At 61.0% G+C, this 17910-nt stretch carries 19 protein-coding genes; 10 read left to right on the top strand and 9 right to left on the bottom strand.

Translation table 11 applies throughout. The annotated features are described in order from the left end of the window. Nucleotides 1-111: 111 nt before the first annotated feature. Both ACXAC3_RS10805 and ACXAC3_RS10800 read left to right on the top strand, forming a co-directional pair. Nucleotides 112-1047 (top strand): alpha/beta hydrolase, encoded by a 936-nt coding sequence (locus ACXAC3_RS10805; RefSeq protein WP_475159665.1) that lies wholly within the window; start codon nt 112-114, stop codon nt 1045-1047. 23 nt (nt 1048-1070) lie between these two features. Continuing rightward, nucleotides 1071-1760 carry a glutathione S-transferase N-terminal domain-containing protein gene (locus ACXAC3_RS10800; RefSeq protein WP_475159663.1) on the top strand — a complete coding sequence of 230 codons (690 nt, stop codon included), beginning with the start codon at nt 1071-1073 and terminating at the stop codon, nt 1758-1760. A 40-nt stretch (nt 1761-1800) separates the two neighbouring features. Here ACXAC3_RS10800 and ACXAC3_RS10795 read toward each other — a convergent pair whose 3' ends face one another. Both ACXAC3_RS10795 and ACXAC3_RS10790 read right to left on the bottom strand, forming a co-directional pair. Continuing rightward, complete coding sequence (locus ACXAC3_RS10795; RefSeq protein ID WP_475159660.1) at nt 1801-2751, bottom strand: hypothetical protein; 951 nt, start codon at nt 2749-2751, stop codon at nt 1801-1803. 119 nt (nt 2752-2870) lie between these two features. Beyond that, a complete protein-coding gene (locus tag ACXAC3_RS10790) occupies nt 2871-3242 on the bottom strand; it encodes an OB-fold nucleic acid binding domain-containing protein (RefSeq protein WP_475159658.1) in 372 nt (123 codons plus the stop codon). Between the two features lie 127 nt (nt 3243-3369). Here ACXAC3_RS10790 and ACXAC3_RS10785 point away from each other — a divergent pair, with 127 nt between their 5' ends. Beyond that, the gene (locus ACXAC3_RS10785; RefSeq protein ID WP_475159655.1) at nt 3370-3693 is read left to right on the top strand and encodes a 2Fe-2S iron-sulfur cluster-binding protein; all 324 of its coding nucleotides are present in this window, start codon (nt 3370-3372) and stop codon (nt 3691-3693) included. After that, on the top strand, nt 3693-4493 hold the full coding sequence (locus tag ACXAC3_RS10780; RefSeq protein WP_475159651.1) for an FG-GAP repeat domain-containing protein: 801 nt from the start codon (nt 3693-3695) through the stop codon (nt 4491-4493). Before ACXAC3_RS10785 ends, ACXAC3_RS10780 begins: the two co-directional genes overlap by 1 nt. An 84-nt stretch (nt 4494-4577) precedes the next feature. On the opposite strand, the gene purD is transcribed toward ACXAC3_RS10780, so the two are convergent. After that, entirely contained in the window at nt 4578-5840 is a 1263-nt protein-coding gene (gene purD / locus ACXAC3_RS10775; protein WP_475159649.1) for a phosphoribosylamine--glycine ligase, read from the bottom strand. Nucleotides 5841-5915: 75 nt separating this feature from the next. Between purD and xseA the strand changes: the two genes are divergently transcribed. Next, complete coding sequence (gene xseA, locus ACXAC3_RS10770) at nt 5916-7409, top strand: exodeoxyribonuclease VII large subunit (RefSeq protein ID WP_475159645.1); 1494 nt, start codon at nt 5916-5918, stop codon at nt 7407-7409. 13 nt (nt 7410-7422) lie between these two features. Here xseA and ACXAC3_RS10765 read toward each other — a convergent pair whose 3' ends face one another. Then, the gene (locus ACXAC3_RS10765; protein WP_475159642.1) at nt 7423-7788 is read right to left on the bottom strand and encodes a hypothetical protein; all 366 of its coding nucleotides are present in this window, start codon (nt 7786-7788) and stop codon (nt 7423-7425) included. A 161-nt stretch (nt 7789-7949) separates the two neighbouring features. On the opposite strand from ACXAC3_RS10765, the gene ACXAC3_RS10760 reads away from it, so the two are divergent. The 5 genes from ACXAC3_RS10760 to ACXAC3_RS10740 all read left to right on the top strand — a co-directional run bounded on the left by ACXAC3_RS10760 (nt 7950) and on the right by ACXAC3_RS10740 (nt 12252). Continuing rightward, nucleotides 7950-8588: a lysoplasmalogenase family protein gene (locus ACXAC3_RS10760; protein ID WP_475159639.1), complete on the top strand. Its 639-nt coding sequence runs from the start codon at nt 7950-7952 to the stop codon at nt 8586-8588. Between the two features lie 58 nt (nt 8589-8646). Continuing rightward, nucleotides 8647-9810 carry a signal recognition particle-docking protein FtsY gene (gene ftsY, locus ACXAC3_RS10755; protein WP_475159637.1) on the top strand — a complete coding sequence of 388 codons (1164 nt, stop codon included), beginning with the start codon at nt 8647-8649 and terminating at the stop codon, nt 9808-9810. An 88-nt stretch (nt 9811-9898) separates the two neighbouring features. Continuing rightward, nucleotides 9899-10801 carry an EamA family transporter gene (locus ACXAC3_RS10750; protein WP_475159635.1) on the top strand — a complete coding sequence of 301 codons (903 nt, stop codon included), beginning with the start codon at nt 9899-9901 and terminating at the stop codon, nt 10799-10801. Nucleotides 10802-10817: 16 nt separating this feature from the next. Further along, a complete protein-coding gene (locus tag ACXAC3_RS10745; RefSeq protein WP_475159632.1) occupies nt 10818-11423 on the top strand; it encodes an inner membrane-spanning protein YciB in 606 nt (201 codons plus the stop codon). Between the two features lie 160 nt (nt 11424-11583). Further along, complete coding sequence (locus ACXAC3_RS10740; protein ID WP_475159629.1) at nt 11584-12252, top strand: Crp/Fnr family transcriptional regulator; 669 nt, start codon at nt 11584-11586, stop codon at nt 12250-12252. A 220-nt stretch (nt 12253-12472) separates the two neighbouring features. Here the strand turns inward: ACXAC3_RS10740 and ACXAC3_RS10735 are convergent, their stop codons facing one another. From ACXAC3_RS10735 to gor, 5 genes are all read right to left on the bottom strand, one after another. Beyond that, the gene (locus ACXAC3_RS10735; protein WP_475159627.1) at nt 12473-13963 is read right to left on the bottom strand and encodes a Do family serine endopeptidase; all 1491 of its coding nucleotides are present in this window, start codon (nt 13961-13963) and stop codon (nt 12473-12475) included. Between the two features lie 131 nt (nt 13964-14094). Then, on the bottom strand, nt 14095-14289 hold the full coding sequence (locus tag ACXAC3_RS10730; protein WP_170330952.1) for a DUF2065 domain-containing protein: 195 nt from the start codon (nt 14287-14289) through the stop codon (nt 14095-14097). Continuing rightward, nucleotides 14289-15185: a protease modulator HflC gene (gene hflC, locus ACXAC3_RS10725; RefSeq protein ID WP_475159624.1), complete on the bottom strand. Its 897-nt coding sequence runs from the start codon at nt 15183-15185 to the stop codon at nt 14289-14291. The genes ACXAC3_RS10730 and hflC overlap by 1 nt, the downstream gene beginning before the upstream one ends. Then, nucleotides 15185-16330 carry an FtsH protease activity modulator HflK gene (gene hflK / locus ACXAC3_RS10720; RefSeq protein ID WP_475159622.1) on the bottom strand — a complete coding sequence of 382 codons (1146 nt, stop codon included), beginning with the start codon at nt 16328-16330 and terminating at the stop codon, nt 15185-15187. Before hflK ends, hflC begins: the two co-directional genes overlap by 1 nt. A gap of 72 nt (nt 16331-16402) precedes the next feature. Continuing rightward, complete coding sequence (gene gor, locus ACXAC3_RS10715; RefSeq protein WP_475159620.1) at nt 16403-17761, bottom strand: glutathione-disulfide reductase; 1359 nt, start codon at nt 17759-17761, stop codon at nt 16403-16405. Nucleotides 17762-17910 lie beyond the last annotated feature (149 nt).

Raw genomic sequence — 17910 nt, 5'->3', positions numbered from 1 at the left:
AACGCGTCAACCCTGACAGGTGCAACGTCACGGATCTGTAACCTTCCTTTCACCCAAGCGTCATAGCGTTATGTCAATTCGGCGCCACAACATCTTGTGTGAGGCAGAACCATGCCAGTAGTCAGGATCAATGCCATCGGCGACACCGTCGCCCTGCACCGCAGCCCCCGATCACCGCGCAGCGCCCTGCGCCAGACGCGAAATTCGCAGGGGCCGGTGATCATCATGACACACGGTTACAAATACCGGCCCGATGACGCCAAAGCCTGTCCACATCGGCATATTTTATCTCTGCACCCGACATCCGTACCCTGGCACTGCCCCAGTTGGCCGCAGCAACTGGGCTTTGGGTCCGGTTTCGACGACGAAGGGCTGGGCATCGCATTTGGCTGGGATGCGCGGGGGCCGCTGTGGGCCGCGCGCCGCCGAGCGGTGGAAGCTGGGCGTGCCCTTGCCGACCTGATCCACGACCTGCGCCGACTGAACCCGAATCGCCCCATCCATTTCATCGGGCATTCCATGGGCACAGAGCTTGCGCTTGAGGCGCTGCATCATATCCGGCCCGGTTCGCTGACCCGCATTATTTCGATGACCGGCGCAGCCTATCAAAGCCGAACGCTGGATTCGCTTGGCACCCCGGCGGGCCGTCAGGCCGAGTTCATCAACGTGACCAGCCGGGAAAATGATCTGTTTGACTTCATGTATGAATGGCTGATCCAACCGCCCCAGCGCGGTGACCGCAGCATCGGTGTCGGGCTGCAGGCACCAAACGCCGTGACCCTGCAAATTGACTGCCCGAACACGCTGGATCACCTGTCACGTTTGGTGTTCCCGATCGGCGACCCTCAGCGCAGGGTCTGCCACTGGTCCAGTTACACACGCCCCGGCGTGCTTCGGGTCTACAATGCCTTGCTGCGCCATCACGATCACCTGAGCCTCAGAGTGCTGCGCAGTGGCGTGCCGGACCAGTCTGCGCGCCGCTGGTCACGGCTTTTTGCCCTGCCCCGGTCGCAGCACCTCTTGCCGTTTGCACAGAAAGCCTCATGATCGTCTCAACCTGAGGAGACACCATGATCGACCTGTATTTCTGGCCCACGCCGAATGGCTGGAAGGCATCCATCGCCCTGGAAGAGATGGAGCTGCCATATACCACCCATTTGATCGATATCGGCAAGGGCGATCAGTTCGATCCGGAATTCCTGAAGATTTCCCCCAACAACCGGATGCCTGCGATCGTCGATCCGGACGGCCCGGATGGCGCGCCGGTATCCGTGTTCGAAAGCGGTGCGATCCTGATGTATCTGGCCCGCAAAACCGGCCGCTTTTATGGTTCGACCGAGCGTGACAGGATTGCGGTCGAAGAATGGCTGATGTGGCAGATGGGCGGTGTCGGTCCGATGGCGGGTCAGGCCCATCACTTCCTGAAATACGCCCCACAACTGGACCCGCCGCAGGACCTGCCCTATCCCAAGGACCGCTATCGTACCGAGGTCGGTCGGCTATACGGCGTTCTGGATCGGCGACTGGCCGACAACGAATTCGTTGCGGGCGATTTCTACTCCATCGCAGACATGTCAATCTGGGGCTGGGCCAGTCTTTGGGAAGGCCAGCAGCAGGTGCTGGAAGACAAACCCAACTTCACCCGCTGGCTTGCGGCAGTGAGCGCCCGCCCGGGCGTTCAGGCCGGGCGCGCATTGCATGCTGAACTGCGCGGTGATCACCGGGATAAGCAGGCGCAGGGGGTTTTGTTTCGGCGCTAAGGCACTGGCGCGCGCATCCCTAGCCAAGTGCGGAACGCTGTCAAATAGAACCGCCGTTTGGGTTTTGAGGGTGATCGTTAAAACGTTCGAAAAACCGTGCCAGCCCAACCAGCGGTGAGACATAAGGAAGATCAACCAGCGCGACTGAATTATTGCCGTCTGACCGCGCCAACCTGCCGTACAGGTGATCCCCTCCAAAATCCTGAAGCCAAAACCCAAGGTCTTCATAGATATTCCGCCTGCTTCTTACCGAGCGCGTCGTGCAGATTGCTTTCTCTCCTTGTGCCTGAACGCTCAGACGTTCCACATCTACATTCGCCTCATCGTCAATCATGAAAAACACCGAGAGAATTTGGTGGCTTTCACCCTCCTGTTCAATTTTGCACCTGTAGCGCAGGTCCTGGGTTTCGGGTTCGTAAGTTTCCGGGTTTACTGTGTTTGTTTTCATGGATACTGAAAACAGCCCGTCTTCACCGACCGGACCGGTTGTATAATACCCGTCGTCGCTGTTGGGCGTTGTTTTGAGAATGTGGAACGCTTTGTCGGCTGGCATGTCGTAGCTGACCCGGGACGTCCAGTGCGCCAGCCCAAACGGAATTTTCAATAGTATTTCGGGCAATCTGTTCAGACCGAGCCAAAGAAATATGCTACCCAACACAGTCCCGAAGATTACCCACGGAACAGCCTTGGCAATGTTCTTTGCAGGTGCCAGTTCGGGGATCATTTCGATGAGTGGCAGCAGCATCAGCAGAAGCCCCAGTACAAGCGCTGTTGACAGGGTTTCCCACCAAACGCGCGGGAAACAGATCACCAGGGCCAGGATTGTTGAGGTGCCAATCAGCGCAACCGAAACTCGCACAACCGGGTGCGCCAGCAATTCGGATGGCCCGAACAATTGCCAGCCAATGACCCACTGTGCGAAGAAAACGACCAGGCTGATGACTATTAGCCTGCGCAGTCTGAAAAGACGGTACAAATACTTATTTTGCATAACAGTAACCTCATTATCGGACACCAAAATGCACGCAACTTTGTCGAAACATTGACGAAATTCGTGGTGCGGCACCAAATTGTGCCCGTCCCGCTCTGTCCTTGAAAATCGCCGGTGGCCTACCCGTTCCCCCACACCAGCACATCCAGCATCCCCGAGATATCCTCGATCTCTTCCGCGATCACATGGGTCACCGAATGCGCCCGCTGCATCCGCCCCGTCACCCGCAGCAGACGCCCCGAGATCACCGCGCGGCGGAACTGTTCGTAGATCTTGCGCCAGACCACCACGTTCACGATGCCGGTCTCATCCTCAAGGGTGACAAAGATCACCCCCTTGGCCGTTCCCGGCCGCTGCCGCAGGATCACCAGCCCCGCCACGGCAACACGCGCGCCCTCGGGCGGGGATTCCAGTTGCCGGGCAGGCAGACAGGCGGGCGGGCGCGGCCAGTCCCGGCTTGATTGTGTAGGGCGGACAGGGGCGATAAGCATGAGAACAAAAATAGAACAAATGGAGGGAAAGTCCAGTCACGGCATTCAGAGTCGCAAATGAGGCTGGTAAGACCCAAATGCCTTGACTAAGGAAGAATTCGAACATCGCAAAAGGAAGACGCACGCAATGGCAAAGATCACCTATGTCGAGCATGGCGGTACCGAACATACAGTCGAGGTCGCCAACGGACTGACCGTCATGGAAGGGGCCCGCGACAACAACATCCCCGGCATCGAAGCCGATTGCGGCGGCGCCTGTGCGTGCTCGACCTGTCATGTCTACATCCACCCGGACTGGGTCGAGAAGATCCCGGGCAAGGACGACATGGAAGAGGACATGCTGGACTTCGCTTATGAACCCGACCCTGCCCGTTCGCGCCTGACCTGCCAGATCAAGGTCACGGAAGAACTGGACGGTCTGGTCGTGCAGATGCCCGAAAAGCAGATCTGATGCGTTTTAAAGCGCCGCGCCTGCCCGCCCGCCTGTGGCGCCATCGGGCACGCGGCGCGCGGTTGGTGTTGTGCCTGTGGTTGGTCGGCGCAGGCCCGGCGGTTACCGCCGACACCATCACGAGCGCCCGTTACACGCAGCCCACCACGCGCTATGCGCACGGGGTGCTGGGGGACAACATCGAATACGGCGCGCTAGAGCTGACGGTCGCGGCCGCCTCGGCAGCGCAAGACCAACCGGCACAACCCGCCGGACTGCAATCGGTTCTCGAAGTCCGCCTGCCCCCGGACAGGGTCTTCGAAGACCTCGCCCCACGGCTGGTGGATGTCGACCTTGACGGCACTCTCGAAGCTCTGGTCGTCGAATCCCATGACCGCACCGGCGCCCAGCTGGCCATCTATGACGCCAGCGGTACAAAGGTCGCCGCCACTCCGCCCATCGGCACCCGGTTTCGCTGGCTCGCTCCGATTGGCGCGGCGGATCTGGACGGGGACGGCCATGTGGAAATTGCCTATATTGATCGCCCCCATCTGGCCAAGACTTTGCGCATCTGGCGTTTCGCTGCGGGCGACCTGACCGAAATCGCCTCGCTGTCCGGTCTGACCAACCACCGGATCGGCGAGGATTTCATCAGCGGCGGTCTGCGGGAATGCGGCACAGGGCCAGAGCTTGTCGTCGCCAGCGCGGATTGGCGAAACATCGTCGTCGTCCGGCACGACGACGGGTGGCAGCAAGAGATTGAACGCCCCTATTCACCTATCGCGATGGATCAGGCGATGACCTGCAATCCCGGGAACTGACGCAGCCCGTGCCAGCGGGCTGCCCGGCCCAAGGCCTTTGGCGTTGCATCTGTGATGCAGCGACAGGGCGCGGGAGCGCTCGGATCAGAGCGCCCGCCAGCCGATATCGCGGCGGAAAAACCCTTCGGGCCAGTCAACGCCATCCACCATAGCATAGGCGCGGTCCCGGGCCTCCTGCAATGTATCGCCGCGCGCGGTCACGTTCAGAACACGCCCGCCCGCCGCAACGACCTGCCCGTCCGAAGATTTTGTCCCGGCATGGAACACCATGTTTGCACTGTCTTCGGGCAGGCCCTCCAGCCCCTTGATCATGCTGCCCTTTTCGTACGAACCGGGATAACCCTCCGCGGCCATCACCACTGTCAAAGCGTAATCGTCCGCCCAGTTCACACGCGCTTCGCCCAGACGCCCTTCGGCGGCCGCGTGCATCAGGTCCATCGCCTGCGCGCCAAGGCGCATCATCAGAACCTGACATTCGGGATCGCCGAAACGCACGTTGTATTCCACCAGCCGCGGCTGGCCGTCCTTGATCATCAGACCGGCATAGAGAACGCCCTGAAACGGTGTGCCGCGACGCTTCATCTCGGCCACGGTCGGGCGGATAATCTCATCCATCGCGCGCGCTTCGATCTCGCTGCTCAGCACCGGTGCCGGGGAATAGGCACCCATGCCGCCCGTATTAAGACCGGTGTCGCCCTCACCCACGCGTTTATGGTCCTGTGCAGTGCCGACCGACAGGATGTTCTCGCCGTCGCACAGCACGAACAGGGACGCCTCTTCACCTTCCATGAACTCTTCGATGACGACTTCGGCCCCGGCCCCGCCAAAGGCGCCGCCGAACATATCGTCAATCGCATCCAAGGCGGTCTGCTCGTCCAGTGCAACGATCACGCCCTTACCGGCGGCCAGCCCGTCTGCCTTGACGACGATCGGCGCGCCCTGCGCCCGGATATAATCCTTGGCCGGCGCGGCCTCGGTAAACCGCGCATAGGAGGCTGTCGGCGCGCCCGACGCGTCACAGACTTCCTTAGTAAAGCTCTTTGACGCCTCCAATTGCGCCGCCGCCGCCGACGGACCAAACACCAGTACCCCCGCCTCGCGCAGACGATCCGCCACGCCTGCGGCCAACGGTGCCTCGGGGCCGACGATCACAAAATCAATTGCGTTTTCTTCGGCAAAGCTGACCACGGCCCCGCCATTCTCGATATCCAGCGCGGCGCAATCGGCGATCTGTGCGATCCCGGCATTACCCGGCGCGACGATCAGACGGTCACATTTCGGGTTCTGCAACACCGCCCAGGCCAGGCTGTGTTCGCGCCCTCCGCTGCCGAGAATGAGGATGTTCATGAATGCTCTCCGATCTGCTTGGCCTCGCCTTCGGGGCGTTCTAAGCTGGGCGGGCATTTGACACAAGGCGCTGAAATGTCCGACCTGCTAGACGACCCGATCCCGGGCCAAAACACCCCTGAATACACCGTTTCGGACATCTCGGGCGAAGTGAAACGCACGCTTGAGGGCACGTTCGGGCAAATCCGTGTGCGCGGTGAGGTCGGGCGCGTGTTCAAGGCACGCTCGGGGCATCTGTATTATGACATCAAGGACGACCGGAACGTGCTGGCCTGTACCACCTGGAAGGGTCAGATCTCGGGGCTGTCCGTCGTTCCCGAGGAAGGGCTGGAGGTCGTCGTAACGGGCCGGCTGACCGCCTTTGGCGCCCAATCGAAATACAACCTGAATGTCGATGAGGTCGCCGTCGCCGGACAGGGCGCGCTGATGGCGCTGCTGGAAAAGCGCAAAAAGCAGCTTGAGGCCGAAGGACTGTTCGCGCCCGAGCGGAAAAAGCCGCTGCCATACCTGCCGCAGATCATCGGCGTTGTGACTTCCCCTTCCGGCGCGGTGATCCGCGATATTCTGCACCGCTTGCGCGACCGCTTTCCGCGCAAGGTCCTGATCTGGCCTGTCGCCGTTCAGGGATCGAACTGCGCGCCCGAGGTCGCCAATGCGATCAACGGATTCAACCGGCTGACGCCCGGTGGTGCCCTGCCCCGACCTGACCTGATCATTGTCGCCCGCGGCGGTGGGTCGATCGAAGACCTGTGGGGGTTCAATGAAGAAAATGTCGCGCGCGCAGCCGCAGCGTCAGAGATTCCACTGATCTCGGCCGTCGGGCACGAGACGGACACGACGCTGATCGACTTTGTATCTGACTGCCGCGCACCGACGCCAACCGCTGCTGCCGAGCTGGCTGTTCCTGTGCGCATGGAACTGCTGGCCTGGACCGGAGAACAGGGCGCGCGCCTGTCCCGCGCGGCGACCGAAGCGGTACAACGGCGCACCCAGCGCCTGCGTGATCTGTCCCGCGCCCTGCCGCGCCCGGACAGCTTGCTGAACACCCCGCGACAACGGCTTGATTTGATTGCGGATCGATTGACGCCCGCCTTGCAGCGCGGGGTTCAGAACCGCCACCTGCAAGTCGCCAAATTATCGGCTCATCTGCGCCCGTCGACGCTGCGCAATCTTGTTGCGGGGCGGCAGGAAGCGCTGCGCAATCTGTCCTCGCGCCTGTCATTGCGTCCGATCCAGCGGGAAACCGACCTGCAACGCCAGAACGTGAACCGGCTGGCCGACCGGATGCAGACAGCGCAGACGACACGCCTTGACCGGATGCGGCATCAGCTTGACGCGACGGACCGGTTGCGTGAAACCCTCAGCTATAAGGCGACGCTGCTGCGTGGCTATGCCGTGGTTCGCGCCGACGATCAGGTGCTGACGACCAAAGAGCAGGCCGCAAAACACAGTGCCTTTCAGATCGAATTCGCCGACGGCATTTTGTCAACCGGCCAGACCGGGGCCGCGAAACAGTCCCAAAGGAAATCCCATAAAGACGATGCGCCCGATCAGGGCTCGTTATTCTGAGCCGCCCGGCGGACTAGACCCCGACATCGGGGCCGTAGCAGACCATCTCCTCACCGATATCTTCGGCCTCATACAACTCCGTGCTGGCCGGGTCGCCTTCGAATTGCGCGATCAGACCGGCGGCCGAATTTGAGAAGACCCAGCATTGCGGGTCCAGACGGTCTTCATAGATGAAACAGATCTGATCATCCTGTTCATACCAGACGCCTTCCTTGCAATCACCGTCCAGAAAGGACCAGATGACGCGCCGGTTGGGCAGGTAACGCTCGACACCGTAAACCTGGCCTTCAAATCCGTAGAACAAAGTCTTGCCGCGTGTGTAATCGTCGAACTCGGCACCGGACAGTGCAGTTTGGGCCGCCACCATCTGGGCAGGCATCAGAAGAAGAATCGCAAAACACCTCAGCATGCCGGCATTTTGTCAGATGCGAATGGCCGAGGCCAATCCCCATTTCCGCGCGACTGCCTGCCTCGACGTCACCGGTTGAGTTGCCGTCGTAACCAGTAGGATGCTGCAGAAAATTCGAAAGGGACAATTCCATGACAGCCGCCCTCTTCTGGATCGCCGGAGCCTGCGCCGTGGCCTACCTGCCAATGACAATACGACCGGCCGGCACCCTGCGCACGGTTCTAAAGACCGCATCGGTTGCCCTGTTGGCCCTGATTGCTGCACTCGGCGCGGCCCCACTGCTGCTGACCGTTGCCCTGGCCCTTTGCGCACTCGGCGATGCGTTGCTGTCGCGCGAGACCGACAGTACCTTTATGGCGGGCATTGGCGCATTCGCGGCGGGTCATCTGGCCTACATCGCCCTGTTTCTAACCCACCCGTCCAGCGATGCCGCGCTGATCTTGGACCGGCCTGCGGTATTCTGGACGCTGATCCTTCTTGGTATCGTCGCCGCCACCTTGCTGGCCCCGCGCGCGGGCGACCTCAAAGGTCCGGTTCTTGGCTATATCCCGATAATTCTCGTGATGGGCATCGCGGTGCTTGCGCTTCCGGAAACCGGCGCCTTGCGATGGGCCCTGCCCGCTGCGCTGGCCTTTATCGCGTCGGACCTGATCCTTGCGACCGAAAAGTTTCTGCTGCCTGCGGATCACCCTGCCCAAAAGGTCACGCCTTATATGGTCTGGACCTTGTACTGGGGCGCACAGGCCGGTTTGCTGACGGCATTTCTCTGACCCTTTGCAACTGCCGTAAATCCGCATTAGGTGAAGGGAACACCTGCGGAGACCAAAGATGGCGTTTTTCTCGAAACTCAAGGACAAGCTGTTCAAATCCTCGTCCCGCCTCGAACAGGGGCTGGAAGCCATCGTTGAAGACGGTGGTGAGGAAACGACCGCACCCGATCCGATCATCCCCGAGCCCGAGCCGCAGCCCGAACCGGTGCCGGAAGTTCCCCAACCGGTGCCCGAGATCCCAGACCCCGCCCCCGCACCGCAGCCGGTCGAAACACCCGAACCGGCACCCGCCGACCCGACGCCTGCCCCTCCACCGCCCGAGGCCGCGCCGACAAGGGGCATGCTGGGGCGTCTGTTCGGTCGCAGCGAGGCCACCACCGCCATCCGCCGCACGCTCGACGACGATATGCTGGAACAGCTCGAAGAACTGCTGATTGCCTCGGATATGGGCGTCGACACCGCCCTGCGCGTCACCGCAAGCATGGCCGAGGGTCGCTATGGCCGCAAACTCTCGACGCAGGAAATCAAACAGCTGCTGGCGCAGGAAGTCGCCCGGGTGATGGATCCGGTCGCCAAGCCGATGCCCCTGTATCCCAGGCGACCGCAGGTTGTGCTTGTCGTCGGTGTCAACGGATCGGGCAAGACCACGACAATCGGCAAGCTTGCCAGCCAGTTCAAGGCAGCCGGCAAAAAGGTTGTCATCGCGGCGGGCGACACGTTCCGGGCCGCTGCCGTGGAACAGCTTCAGGTCTGGGGCGAACGCGCAGGCGTGCCCGTTCTGACCGCCCCTGAAGGGTCGGATCCCGCGTCGCTGGCCTTTGACGCATTGACCAAGGCGCAGGAAGGCGGCGCCGATCTGCTGATGATCGACACAGCAGGCCGCCTGCAAAACCGCGCCGACCTGATGGAGGAACTGGCCAAGATCGTTCGCGTCATCCGCAAGAAAGACGACACCGCGCCGCACAACACCCTGCTGGTGCTGGACGCCACCACTGGCCAAAACGCGCTGAACCAGGTCGAAACCTTCCAGAAACTGGCCGACGTGTCCGGTCTTGTGATGACCAAGCTGGACGGCACCGCCAAAGGTGGCGTGCTGGTCGCGCTGGCCGATAAATTCGGTCTGCCCATCCACGCCATCGGCGTCGGCGAGCAAATCGACGACCTTGCCCCGTTCGACCCCGAAGAATTTGCCGCCGCCCTCACCGGCCTCGACCAAGGCTGATCCGACCCTTCATCTGGCCGAAAATATCTTCCGGGGGTCTGGAGGTGGAAAACCCCCAGCCTCTCCACACAGCGAAAAGACCTGACATTTGAGCGACTGGCTGATCTCACTCGAAGGCACGGAAGCAGGCCACCAGCTTGCCCTTGGTCTTGCTCTGATGGCCGCCTTTCTGCACGCGGCCTTTGGCGCGCTGCAAAAAGGCCGCCACGATCCGTGGCTGTCCCGCGGGGCCATCGATGCCAGCTATGGGCTTATGGCAGCGCCGTTTGCATTCTTCGTCGTGCCCTGGCCCGAACCCTATATGTGGCCCATCTTCGCAATCGTCTGGCTGATCCATATCGCTTACAAGGTGCTGCAGGCGATGGCCTATACCAAAGGCTCCTACACCGTCGTCTACCCCGTTGTCCGGGGCACCGGCCCGCTGTTTACGGTCATCGGCGCATATCTGCTGTTCGGCGAGACCTTCACCGGGACCCAATGGTTCGGCGTTGCGGTTTTGCTGGCGGGCATTTTCGGGCTGGCGGCCTATAATTTGCGCTTCCTCGAAACCAATCGCGAAACGCTTGGCATCGCGCTTGTTCTTGCGGTGGCGACCGGTTTGTTTGTGGCGCTCTACACCACCTATGACGCCTATGGCATCCGCGCGACCGCCGATCCGTTCACCTTTCTGGCCTGGTTTTTCATGATCGACGGGGCTGCGATGCCGTTCTATGCCTTTCTCAGATGGCGCGCGATGATCAATCGACCGGCCATCGGGCCGCTGATGCTGCGCGGCCTTGCCGGAGGTGTCATTGCACCGCTGTCGTTTGGCTCCATCATGCTGGCCACACGACTGGACAAGGTCGGCGAAGCTGCGGTCCTGCGCGAAACCTCAACCGTCTTTGCCGCGCTCATCGGCTGGCTGGTGTTGAAAGAAACCGTTGGGCCAAGGCGGATTGCGCTGATGGCATTGATTGCATTGGGCGCCGTAATAGTTGAAATGGGCGGGTAATCAGCAGGAAACCGATATGACAGGCAAAAAAGAAATCAACCCGTTCCTCAAACAGGCGCTGGAACTTGGCCCGCCACTGGCCTTTTTCTTCATCTATCTGCGCCTGCGCGACGACAGTTTTCTGATCGGCGGGATCGAGTATTCGGGCTTCATCGTTGCCACCATCATCTTCGTTCCGCTGATGCTGGCGGCGATGGGCGTGCTTTGGGTGCTGACCGGAAAACTCAGCCGGATGCAGATTTTCACCGCCATCATGGTTATTTTCTTCGGCGGTCTGACCGCCTGGTTCAATGACGAGCGGTTCTTCAAAATGAAAACCACACTGGTCTATGGTTTCTTTTCAGTCATCCTGGGCATCGGCCTTCTTCAGGGACGGTCCTATCTGGCTTATGTTCTGGACGAGATGCTGCCCATGCGCCACGAAGGCTGGATGATCCTGACCCGGCGGTTATGCGCCTGTTTCGCTGTTCTGGCTGTTGCCAACGAACTGGTCTGGCGCACGCTGTCCACAGACCTTTGGGTCAAGATCGAAACTTTCGGCTTTCCCATTGCGCTGATGGTGTTTTTGATGCTGCAGTTCAACCTTCTGCAAAGCTATATGGATGATCCTGACCACCAGTAGGTGAACGGAACGCGGCCGGTTTCGCGCCAAACGTTCGCCGCGCGGCGTCCGGTGGAAAGCGCCGCCCGCAGGGAAAAGCCGACAAAATCCTTGGCTTAGCGCCGAAGCTGTGGAAAGTTGGGACACCACTCACCACTCACAGCCGGAGCACCATACACTCATGACGGCTTTCCCAAACAGCGGCTTCCTGTCCGAGGCATCAGACAGACTGAAAGCCATGCTTTCCGCCCAGGCCACCGAGATATCCCTGCAACGGGGCGAGGTACTGTTCGAACAGGGCGACGAGGGCGACGCGCTCTATGCCATTCTGGAAGGGACGCTTGAGGTGTCCTTTCTGGCGATGAGCGGGCGCAAACTGTCGCTGACCCTGATGCGACCGGGCGAGGTCTTTGGCGAGATCGCGCTGTTCGACAGTGGCCCGCGTACCGCCACCATCGCCGCGGCCGAACCGTCGCGCATTCTGCGTGTGCGCCAGGGCGACGTGATGAACCAGATCCGACAGCATCCCGACCTCGCTGTCGATATGATCCGGCTGGCCGGGTTGCGGATGCGGTGGATGGGGTCGCAGTTGAACGAACAGGTCTTTCTGCCGATGCCGATACGGCTGGCGCGCAAACTGTTGCACCTGTCGGAATTGCAGGACGACCCGGCGACCCGCATTACCCTGTCGCAAAGCGAACTGGCCGAATTTGTCGGCGCCACGCGCGAGGCGGTGTCCAAAACGATTTCCACATGGAAACGGGACAATGTGGTCGAGGCGTCACGCGGCGGGCTGATGATCCAGGATTTCGACGCGCTCAGAGAGCTGGCCAATTCCGACCTGATCTGACCCCGTTGTGACTTGCTTCACATACATCAGACAGCGTTAAGCATATCGTCATTCTTGTTACCGTAGGAGGTCAGAGAATCATCCCCGATATCTGTCCACTGACCTCTCCCTGTATCAGAGCCATATGCCTCCCCGGCATATGGCTCTTTCTTTGGGCGGGTTCTGAATCGAAAAGACCGGGACATTTGCCCCGGTCCTGATCCGCATCGGTAAGACATGGTTACTCGCCCAGGCTCAATGCCACAAAGCGCGGCTCGCCTGCGCGACGCACCAGCAGCAACAGGGATTTTCGACCTGCATCGCGCGCCTCTTGCATCCGGGCCTCAAGGTCCTGAATCGACGTCACCTTTTGCTGGCCGGCCTCTGTGATCAGATCACCGGCGCGCAGACCTTTGGAATAAGCTTCGGACGCCTCATCCACCTCTGTAACCACCAATCCTTCGGCATCGGCATCCAGACCAAGATCGGTCCGCAGCGTTTCCGTCAGGGGCGATATCGTCAGGCCCAGAATATCCGCGTTTTCTTCGGTCGGTGCTTCTGGCGCGTCCTCTTCTCCGTTTTCGGCGCGTTCGGCATCCTCGCGGCGGCCCAGAGTCACCAGCACCGTCTGCGTGCCGCCTTCGCGGTGCACGACCACGCGGACGGATTTGCCCACCGTGGTCTCGCCGACCTGCCGCACCAGACCGCGGGTATCTTCCACTTCGACGCCGTCAAAGCTGAGGATCACGTCGCCGGCCAGCAGTCCGGCATCCTTGGCCGGTCCGTCCGGAACATCGCTGATCAGCGCGCCGCCGGGCTTCTCCAGCCCCATCGCTTCGGCCATGTCCTCGGTCACGTCCTGAATGCGCACGCCCAGCCAGCCGCGGCGGGTTTCGCCAAACTCGCGCAATTGATCGACAACTTTGACGACAACGTTCGACGCCATCGAGAACCCGATCCCGATCGACCCGCCATTGGGCGACAGGATCGCCGTGTTCACGCCGATCACCTCACCATCCATGTTGAACAGCGGACCGCCCGAGTTGCCCCGGTTGATCGCCGCATCGGTCTGAATGTAGTCGTCATACGACCCGCTCAGCGCCCGGTTCCGGGCCGAAACGATCCCGGCCGATACCGAAAACCCCTGCCCCAGCGGATTACCCATGGCGATGACCCAGTCTCCGACACGCGCAATGTCGCTGTCGCCGAATTTCACATATTGCAGCGGCCCTGTCGCTTCGACCTTGAGCAGCGCGATATCCGTTTTCTCGTCGGTCCCAATGACCTTTGCGGGCAGCTCTTTCTTGGGTTGACCGTCACCGGGAAAGAACTCCACAAGGATTTCATCAGCTTCCGCGATGACATGGTTGTTGGTGACGATGTAACCGTCCTCGGAAATCACAAACCCCGAGCCCAGTGCGTTGCTACGGCGCGGGCGGTTTTCGTCATCGCCGTTGCGGTCCTGAAACTCGCGAAAGAAGTCCTCGAACGGAGAGCCTTCGGGCACAATCCCCTGCGGTCCTGTCTGGCCTTCGATCAGGGTCGAGGTGGTGATATTCACCACCGCCGGGCTGATCTGTTCGGCCAGAGGTGCCAGGCTTTCACTGCGCGCCTGTGCTGCAGCGGTCTGAGCCAGAACAAGAAGCATGCCGGCAAAGGCCAGCCACATCAGCCGCATGATACCAACAACATTGTCCCTTTGGACGGAAAGACTGCGTGCTTGTGCCTGCACTGGATAACTCCTTGTCGACAAACCGTGTTGAACCGCCCGCAGGCAGCCCGTCTTAGCAACCAATGTAGTCAGTTTGTGCAGGCCCGCAACTCAGGATCGCGGGGAAATCACCGGCAAGTGAGATTGCGGTGTCAAAACCCAACCTGATACGCGCCCCAAAGCAGCACCAGACCGCTGACCACGCAGAGCAGCCCGGCCAGCCGCCGGGCCTGTTCAGGCAGGGATCGCAGCGCCTCAAGCATCCGCTCAATAAGCGAAGGGGCCAGCGCATAGGCCAGCCCCTCGACAATCAATACCAGCCCGAAGGCCAGAAGGATCATACCCATTACTCAGAAACCGCAGCCGCCGGTGCGCGGCGCCCGGTCGGCGACGCGAGGTAGTTGAAAAACTCGGAATCCGGGCTCAGGATCAACGAGCTGTTGCTACCTTGCAGCGCATTCTCGTAAGCGGTCAGCGAGCGGTAGAACTCGAAGAACTCCGGGTTCGCGCCATAGGCTTCGGCAAAGATCGCGTTGCGTTCGGCGTCCGCCTCACCGCGAATGATCTCGGCCTCGCGGTTGGCGTCCGACACCAGTTCGACCACGGTCCGGTCGGCCTGCGCGCGCACGCGCTGCGCCGCCTCGTTACCACGGGCGCGTTCGTCGGTGGCCTCACGTTCCCGCTCGGCTTTCATCCGGTCGAAGGTCGCTTCGAGGTTGGCCTGCGGCAGATCGGTTGCCTTCAAGCGCACGTCGATCACGTTCACGCCCAGCGCCTGCGCTTCGGCAATCGCGCTGTTGCGGATACGCAGCATCAGGGCCGCACGATCCGAGCTGAGGATGTCGCGGGACGAGACCGAGCCCAGCACTTCGCGGGTTTCGGCGCGCAGAATGCGGTCCAGACGATCCTCGGCAACCGGAATGCCGCCGACGCCAACGGCCTGACGGAACCGGTTCAGGTCAGAAATCCGGTAACGCGCGAAGGCATCGACAACCAGACGACGGTCATCCAGCGGCGTTACTTCCAGCGGCTGAACGTCGATGGACAGGATGCGGTCGTCATACCGCACGACCTCTTGAATCACCGGAATCTTGAACGCCAGTCCCGGCTCTTCCTTAACAGCGACGACACGGCCGAATTGCAGAACCAGCGCGCGTTCGCGCTCGTCCACGATGAAAATCGACGACAGGCCGACAACTCCGAGGATAACGACGATAATCAGAATAATAGGTGATCTACGCATCAGTTGCTCCCCTCGGCCTGATTGCGGCGCAATTCATTCAGCGGCAGATAGGGCACAACGCCCTGCCCCTGACCGGTCGAGTTCTCGTCCAGAATGATCTTGTCCACGTCACCCAGAACCTGCTCCATCCGTTCCAGATAGAGGCGTTTGCGGGTTACGTCCGGTGCCTTGGAGTATTCCTCCAGAACCGCGCTGAATTGGCTGGCTTCACCCATTGCGCTGTTGACCTGCTGGGCGCGATAGGCTTCGGCCTCTTCCAGAACCTGCGCCGCCTCACCACGCGCTTCCGCCAGAACGCGGTTGGCGTAAGCGTCGGCAACGTTTTGCAGCCGGTCACGCTCCTGCGCGGCGGCCTGAACGTCGCGGAATGCCGCGATCACGTCCTGCGGCGGGTCGGCCTTGTCAAAGTTGACGCGGATGATGTTCACGCCCGAATCGTAGCTGTCCATCGTCGACTGGATCAGTTCCTGAAGCCGGTCGGCGATGATACCGCGATCCCGGTTCAGGATCGGAGCCAGTTCCGACTGAGCGATGATCTCGCGCATCGCCGATTCCGAAACGGCCCGGATGGTCGGGCGCGGATCGCGCAGATTGAACAGGAATTTGGCCGGATCGTTGATGTTCCAGACAACCTGATAGTCGATATCGACAACGTTTTCGTCACCGGTCAGCATCAGGCCATCATCGCTGCCACGGGTGCCGCCCATATCTTCGGTCTGTTCGCGGGTAACCGGGATGACCTCGGCGGTCACAAACGGCCAGGGCGCAAAGTTCAGACCCGGATTTCCAACGGCCGAGAATTCGCCAAGAAACAGCTCAACCGACTGTTCTTCGGGCTTCACGGTGTAAAAGCTGGCCGCGCCCCAAAGCACGGCACCCACCAGCAAACCAATTGCAATGGTGCCGCGGGTAAAGATTGGGCCACCGCCACCGGACCCCTGCCCGTTGCCGCCACGGCCCGAACCACCACGGCCGCCCATCAGGACGCGCAGCTGTTCCTGGCCTTTCTTCATCAGCTCGTCGATCTCGGGGATCTGCGGGCCGTCGCCTTCGGGGGGCTTGCGCCCATCCCCGTTGTTACCCCGATTTCCTCCGCCGCCCGAGGAGCCTCCGCCCCCCCAGGGGCCACCGCTGTTGCCCGCCATATGTATCAATTCCTTTGTGTTGGACCGTGTGATCACGGTGTACCTTGTAACTTGGTTGCGCGCGCTTGCAAATCAAGCAGTGCGAACAGGTTGCCGCATTGTCACAAGTTCTTCGGCCATGACCGGATGAACGGCAACCGTGCGGTCGAAATCTTCCTTGGTCGCGCCCATCTTGACGGCGATTCCGGCCAGCTGAATCAACTCGCCCGCGCCCGGCGCAACGATGTGGCAGCCCAGCACCTTGCGGGTCGCCTGGCTGACGATCAGTTTCATCAGAACCCGTTGCGTGCCGCCGGCAAATGCCTTCTGCATCGGTTTGAACGAGGTTGCGTAAACCTCGATCGGCTCCTGCGCGGCTGCCTCTTCCTCGCTCAGGCCAACCGTGCCGAATTCCGGCTGGGTGAAGATCGCGGTCGGGATCAGGTCATGATCCACCGGGGTCGGGTTGCCCTTGAACACGGTCTCGACAAAGGCCATGCCCTCGCGGATCGCTACCGGGGTCAGGTTCACGCGGTCGGTCACATCGCCGATGGCGAAGATCGAGGGCACGCCGGTCTGGCTGTATTCATCCACGACGATCTCGCCCTTGCGGCCGCGTTCGACGCCGACGGCCTCAAGGCCCATATTGTCGGCATTGGGCGCGCGGCCGGTGGCATACATGACCACGTCAAACTGATCCTCGGTCCCGTCTGTGGCCTTGACGCGAATCTTGTCGCCATCCCTGGTCATCTCAAGAACATTGGTGCCCAGGCGAACGTCGATTCCGTTCTGGCGCATTTCTTCGCAGATCAGACCGCGTGCTTCTTCGTCGAACCCGCGCAGGATCTGCGCACCGCGATAGAACTGTGTGGTCTTCACGCCCATCCCGTTCATGATCCCGGCAAATTCACTGGCGATGTAACCGCCACCGACGATCAGGATGGATTCGGGCAGTCTCTCCAGATGGAAAATCTCATTCGAGGTTATCGCCAGTTCCGAGCCCGGAAACTCGGGCACGACCGGGCGGCCGCCGGTCGCGATCAGAATATGTCTGGCCGTCTTGCGGGTGCCATCGGCCAGCCCAACCGTATGCGCATCAACCACATGCGCGCGCTGATCAAAGCTTTCGACGCCGTTATTCTTCAGGATGTTGCGATAGATGCCTTCCAGCCGGTCGAGTTCGGCATAAAGCTTGCCCCGGAACGCGTCCCAGTCGAACGCGCCGGGTTTGACATCCCAGCCATAGGCCTGCGCATCTCCGACCATGCCGGAAAATTCACTGGCAAAGACCATCAGCTTCTTCGGCACACATCCCCGGATGACGCAGGTGCCGCCATAGCGATCTTCTTCTGCCAGTGCCACCTTGGCCCCGTTTTCGCCAGCCGCCACGCGCGCCGCGCGGACCCCGCCCGAGCCTCCGCCGATGACGAACAGATCATAGTCAAAGCTCATCCTGAGTTCCTTTATTCAGTCAGGCCAAAATTCGTTGATAATCTGGGGTCGAATGACGTGCTGCCAACCCTTGCCGCTGCGGAAACGATGCGCCCGGCATCACGGCAGCGTGAGCGCACCCCGCACACACTGCCCCAGCAAACGTCCCG

The sequence above is a fragment of the Ruegeria sp. ABV4_181 genome (assembly GCF_056158465.1).
This window is presented reverse-complemented; position numbering and strand designations above follow the sequence as displayed.

Excerpts from the sequence above, each read along its gene's own strand:
- ACXAC3_RS10805 (WP_475159665.1), top strand. The coding sequence starts at position 112 with ATGCCAGTAGTCAGGATCAATGCCATCGGCGACACCGTCGCCCTGCAC.
- xseA (WP_475159645.1), top strand. The coding sequence starts at position 5,916 with ATGTCCGACCTGCTAGACGACCCGATCCCGGGCCAAAACACCCCTGAA.
- hflC (WP_475159624.1), bottom strand. The coding sequence starts at position 15,185 with ATGCGTAGATCACCTATTATTCTGATTATCGTCGTTATCCTCGGAGTT.
- ACXAC3_RS10785 (WP_475159655.1), top strand. The coding sequence starts at position 3,370 with ATGGCAAAGATCACCTATGTCGAGCATGGCGGTACCGAACATACAGTC.
- ACXAC3_RS10740 (WP_475159629.1), top strand. The coding sequence starts at position 11,584 with ATGACGGCTTTCCCAAACAGCGGCTTCCTGTCCGAGGCATCAGACAGA.
- ftsY (WP_475159637.1), top strand. The coding sequence starts at position 8,647 with ATGGCGTTTTTCTCGAAACTCAAGGACAAGCTGTTCAAATCCTCGTCC.
- hflK (WP_475159622.1), bottom strand. The coding sequence starts at position 16,330 with ATGGCGGGCAACAGCGGTGGCCCCTGGGGGGGCGGAGGCTCCTCGGGC.
- ACXAC3_RS10780 (WP_475159651.1), top strand. The coding sequence starts at position 3,693 with ATGCGTTTTAAAGCGCCGCGCCTGCCCGCCCGCCTGTGGCGCCATCGG.
- ACXAC3_RS10765 (WP_475159642.1), bottom strand. The coding sequence starts at position 7,788 with ATGCCTGCCCAGATGGTGGCGGCCCAAACTGCACTGTCCGGTGCCGAG.
- ACXAC3_RS10745 (WP_475159632.1), top strand. The coding sequence starts at position 10,818 with ATGACAGGCAAAAAAGAAATCAACCCGTTCCTCAAACAGGCGCTGGAA.
- ACXAC3_RS10795 (WP_475159660.1), bottom strand. The coding sequence starts at position 2,751 with ATGCAAAATAAGTATTTGTACCGTCTTTTCAGACTGCGCAGGCTAATA.
- purD (WP_475159649.1), bottom strand. The coding sequence starts at position 5,840 with ATGAACATCCTCATTCTCGGCAGCGGAGGGCGCGAACACAGCCTGGCC.
- ACXAC3_RS10800 (WP_475159663.1), top strand. The coding sequence starts at position 1,071 with ATGATCGACCTGTATTTCTGGCCCACGCCGAATGGCTGGAAGGCATCC.
- ACXAC3_RS10730 (WP_170330952.1), bottom strand. The coding sequence starts at position 14,289 with ATGGGTATGATCCTTCTGGCCTTCGGGCTGGTATTGATTGTCGAGGGG.
- ACXAC3_RS10760 (WP_475159639.1), top strand. The coding sequence starts at position 7,950 with ATGACAGCCGCCCTCTTCTGGATCGCCGGAGCCTGCGCCGTGGCCTAC.
- gor (WP_475159620.1), bottom strand. The coding sequence starts at position 17,761 with ATGAGCTTTGACTATGATCTGTTCGTCATCGGCGGAGGCTCGGGCGGG.
- ACXAC3_RS10790 (WP_475159658.1), bottom strand. The coding sequence starts at position 3,242 with ATGCTTATCGCCCCTGTCCGCCCTACACAATCAAGCCGGGACTGGCCG.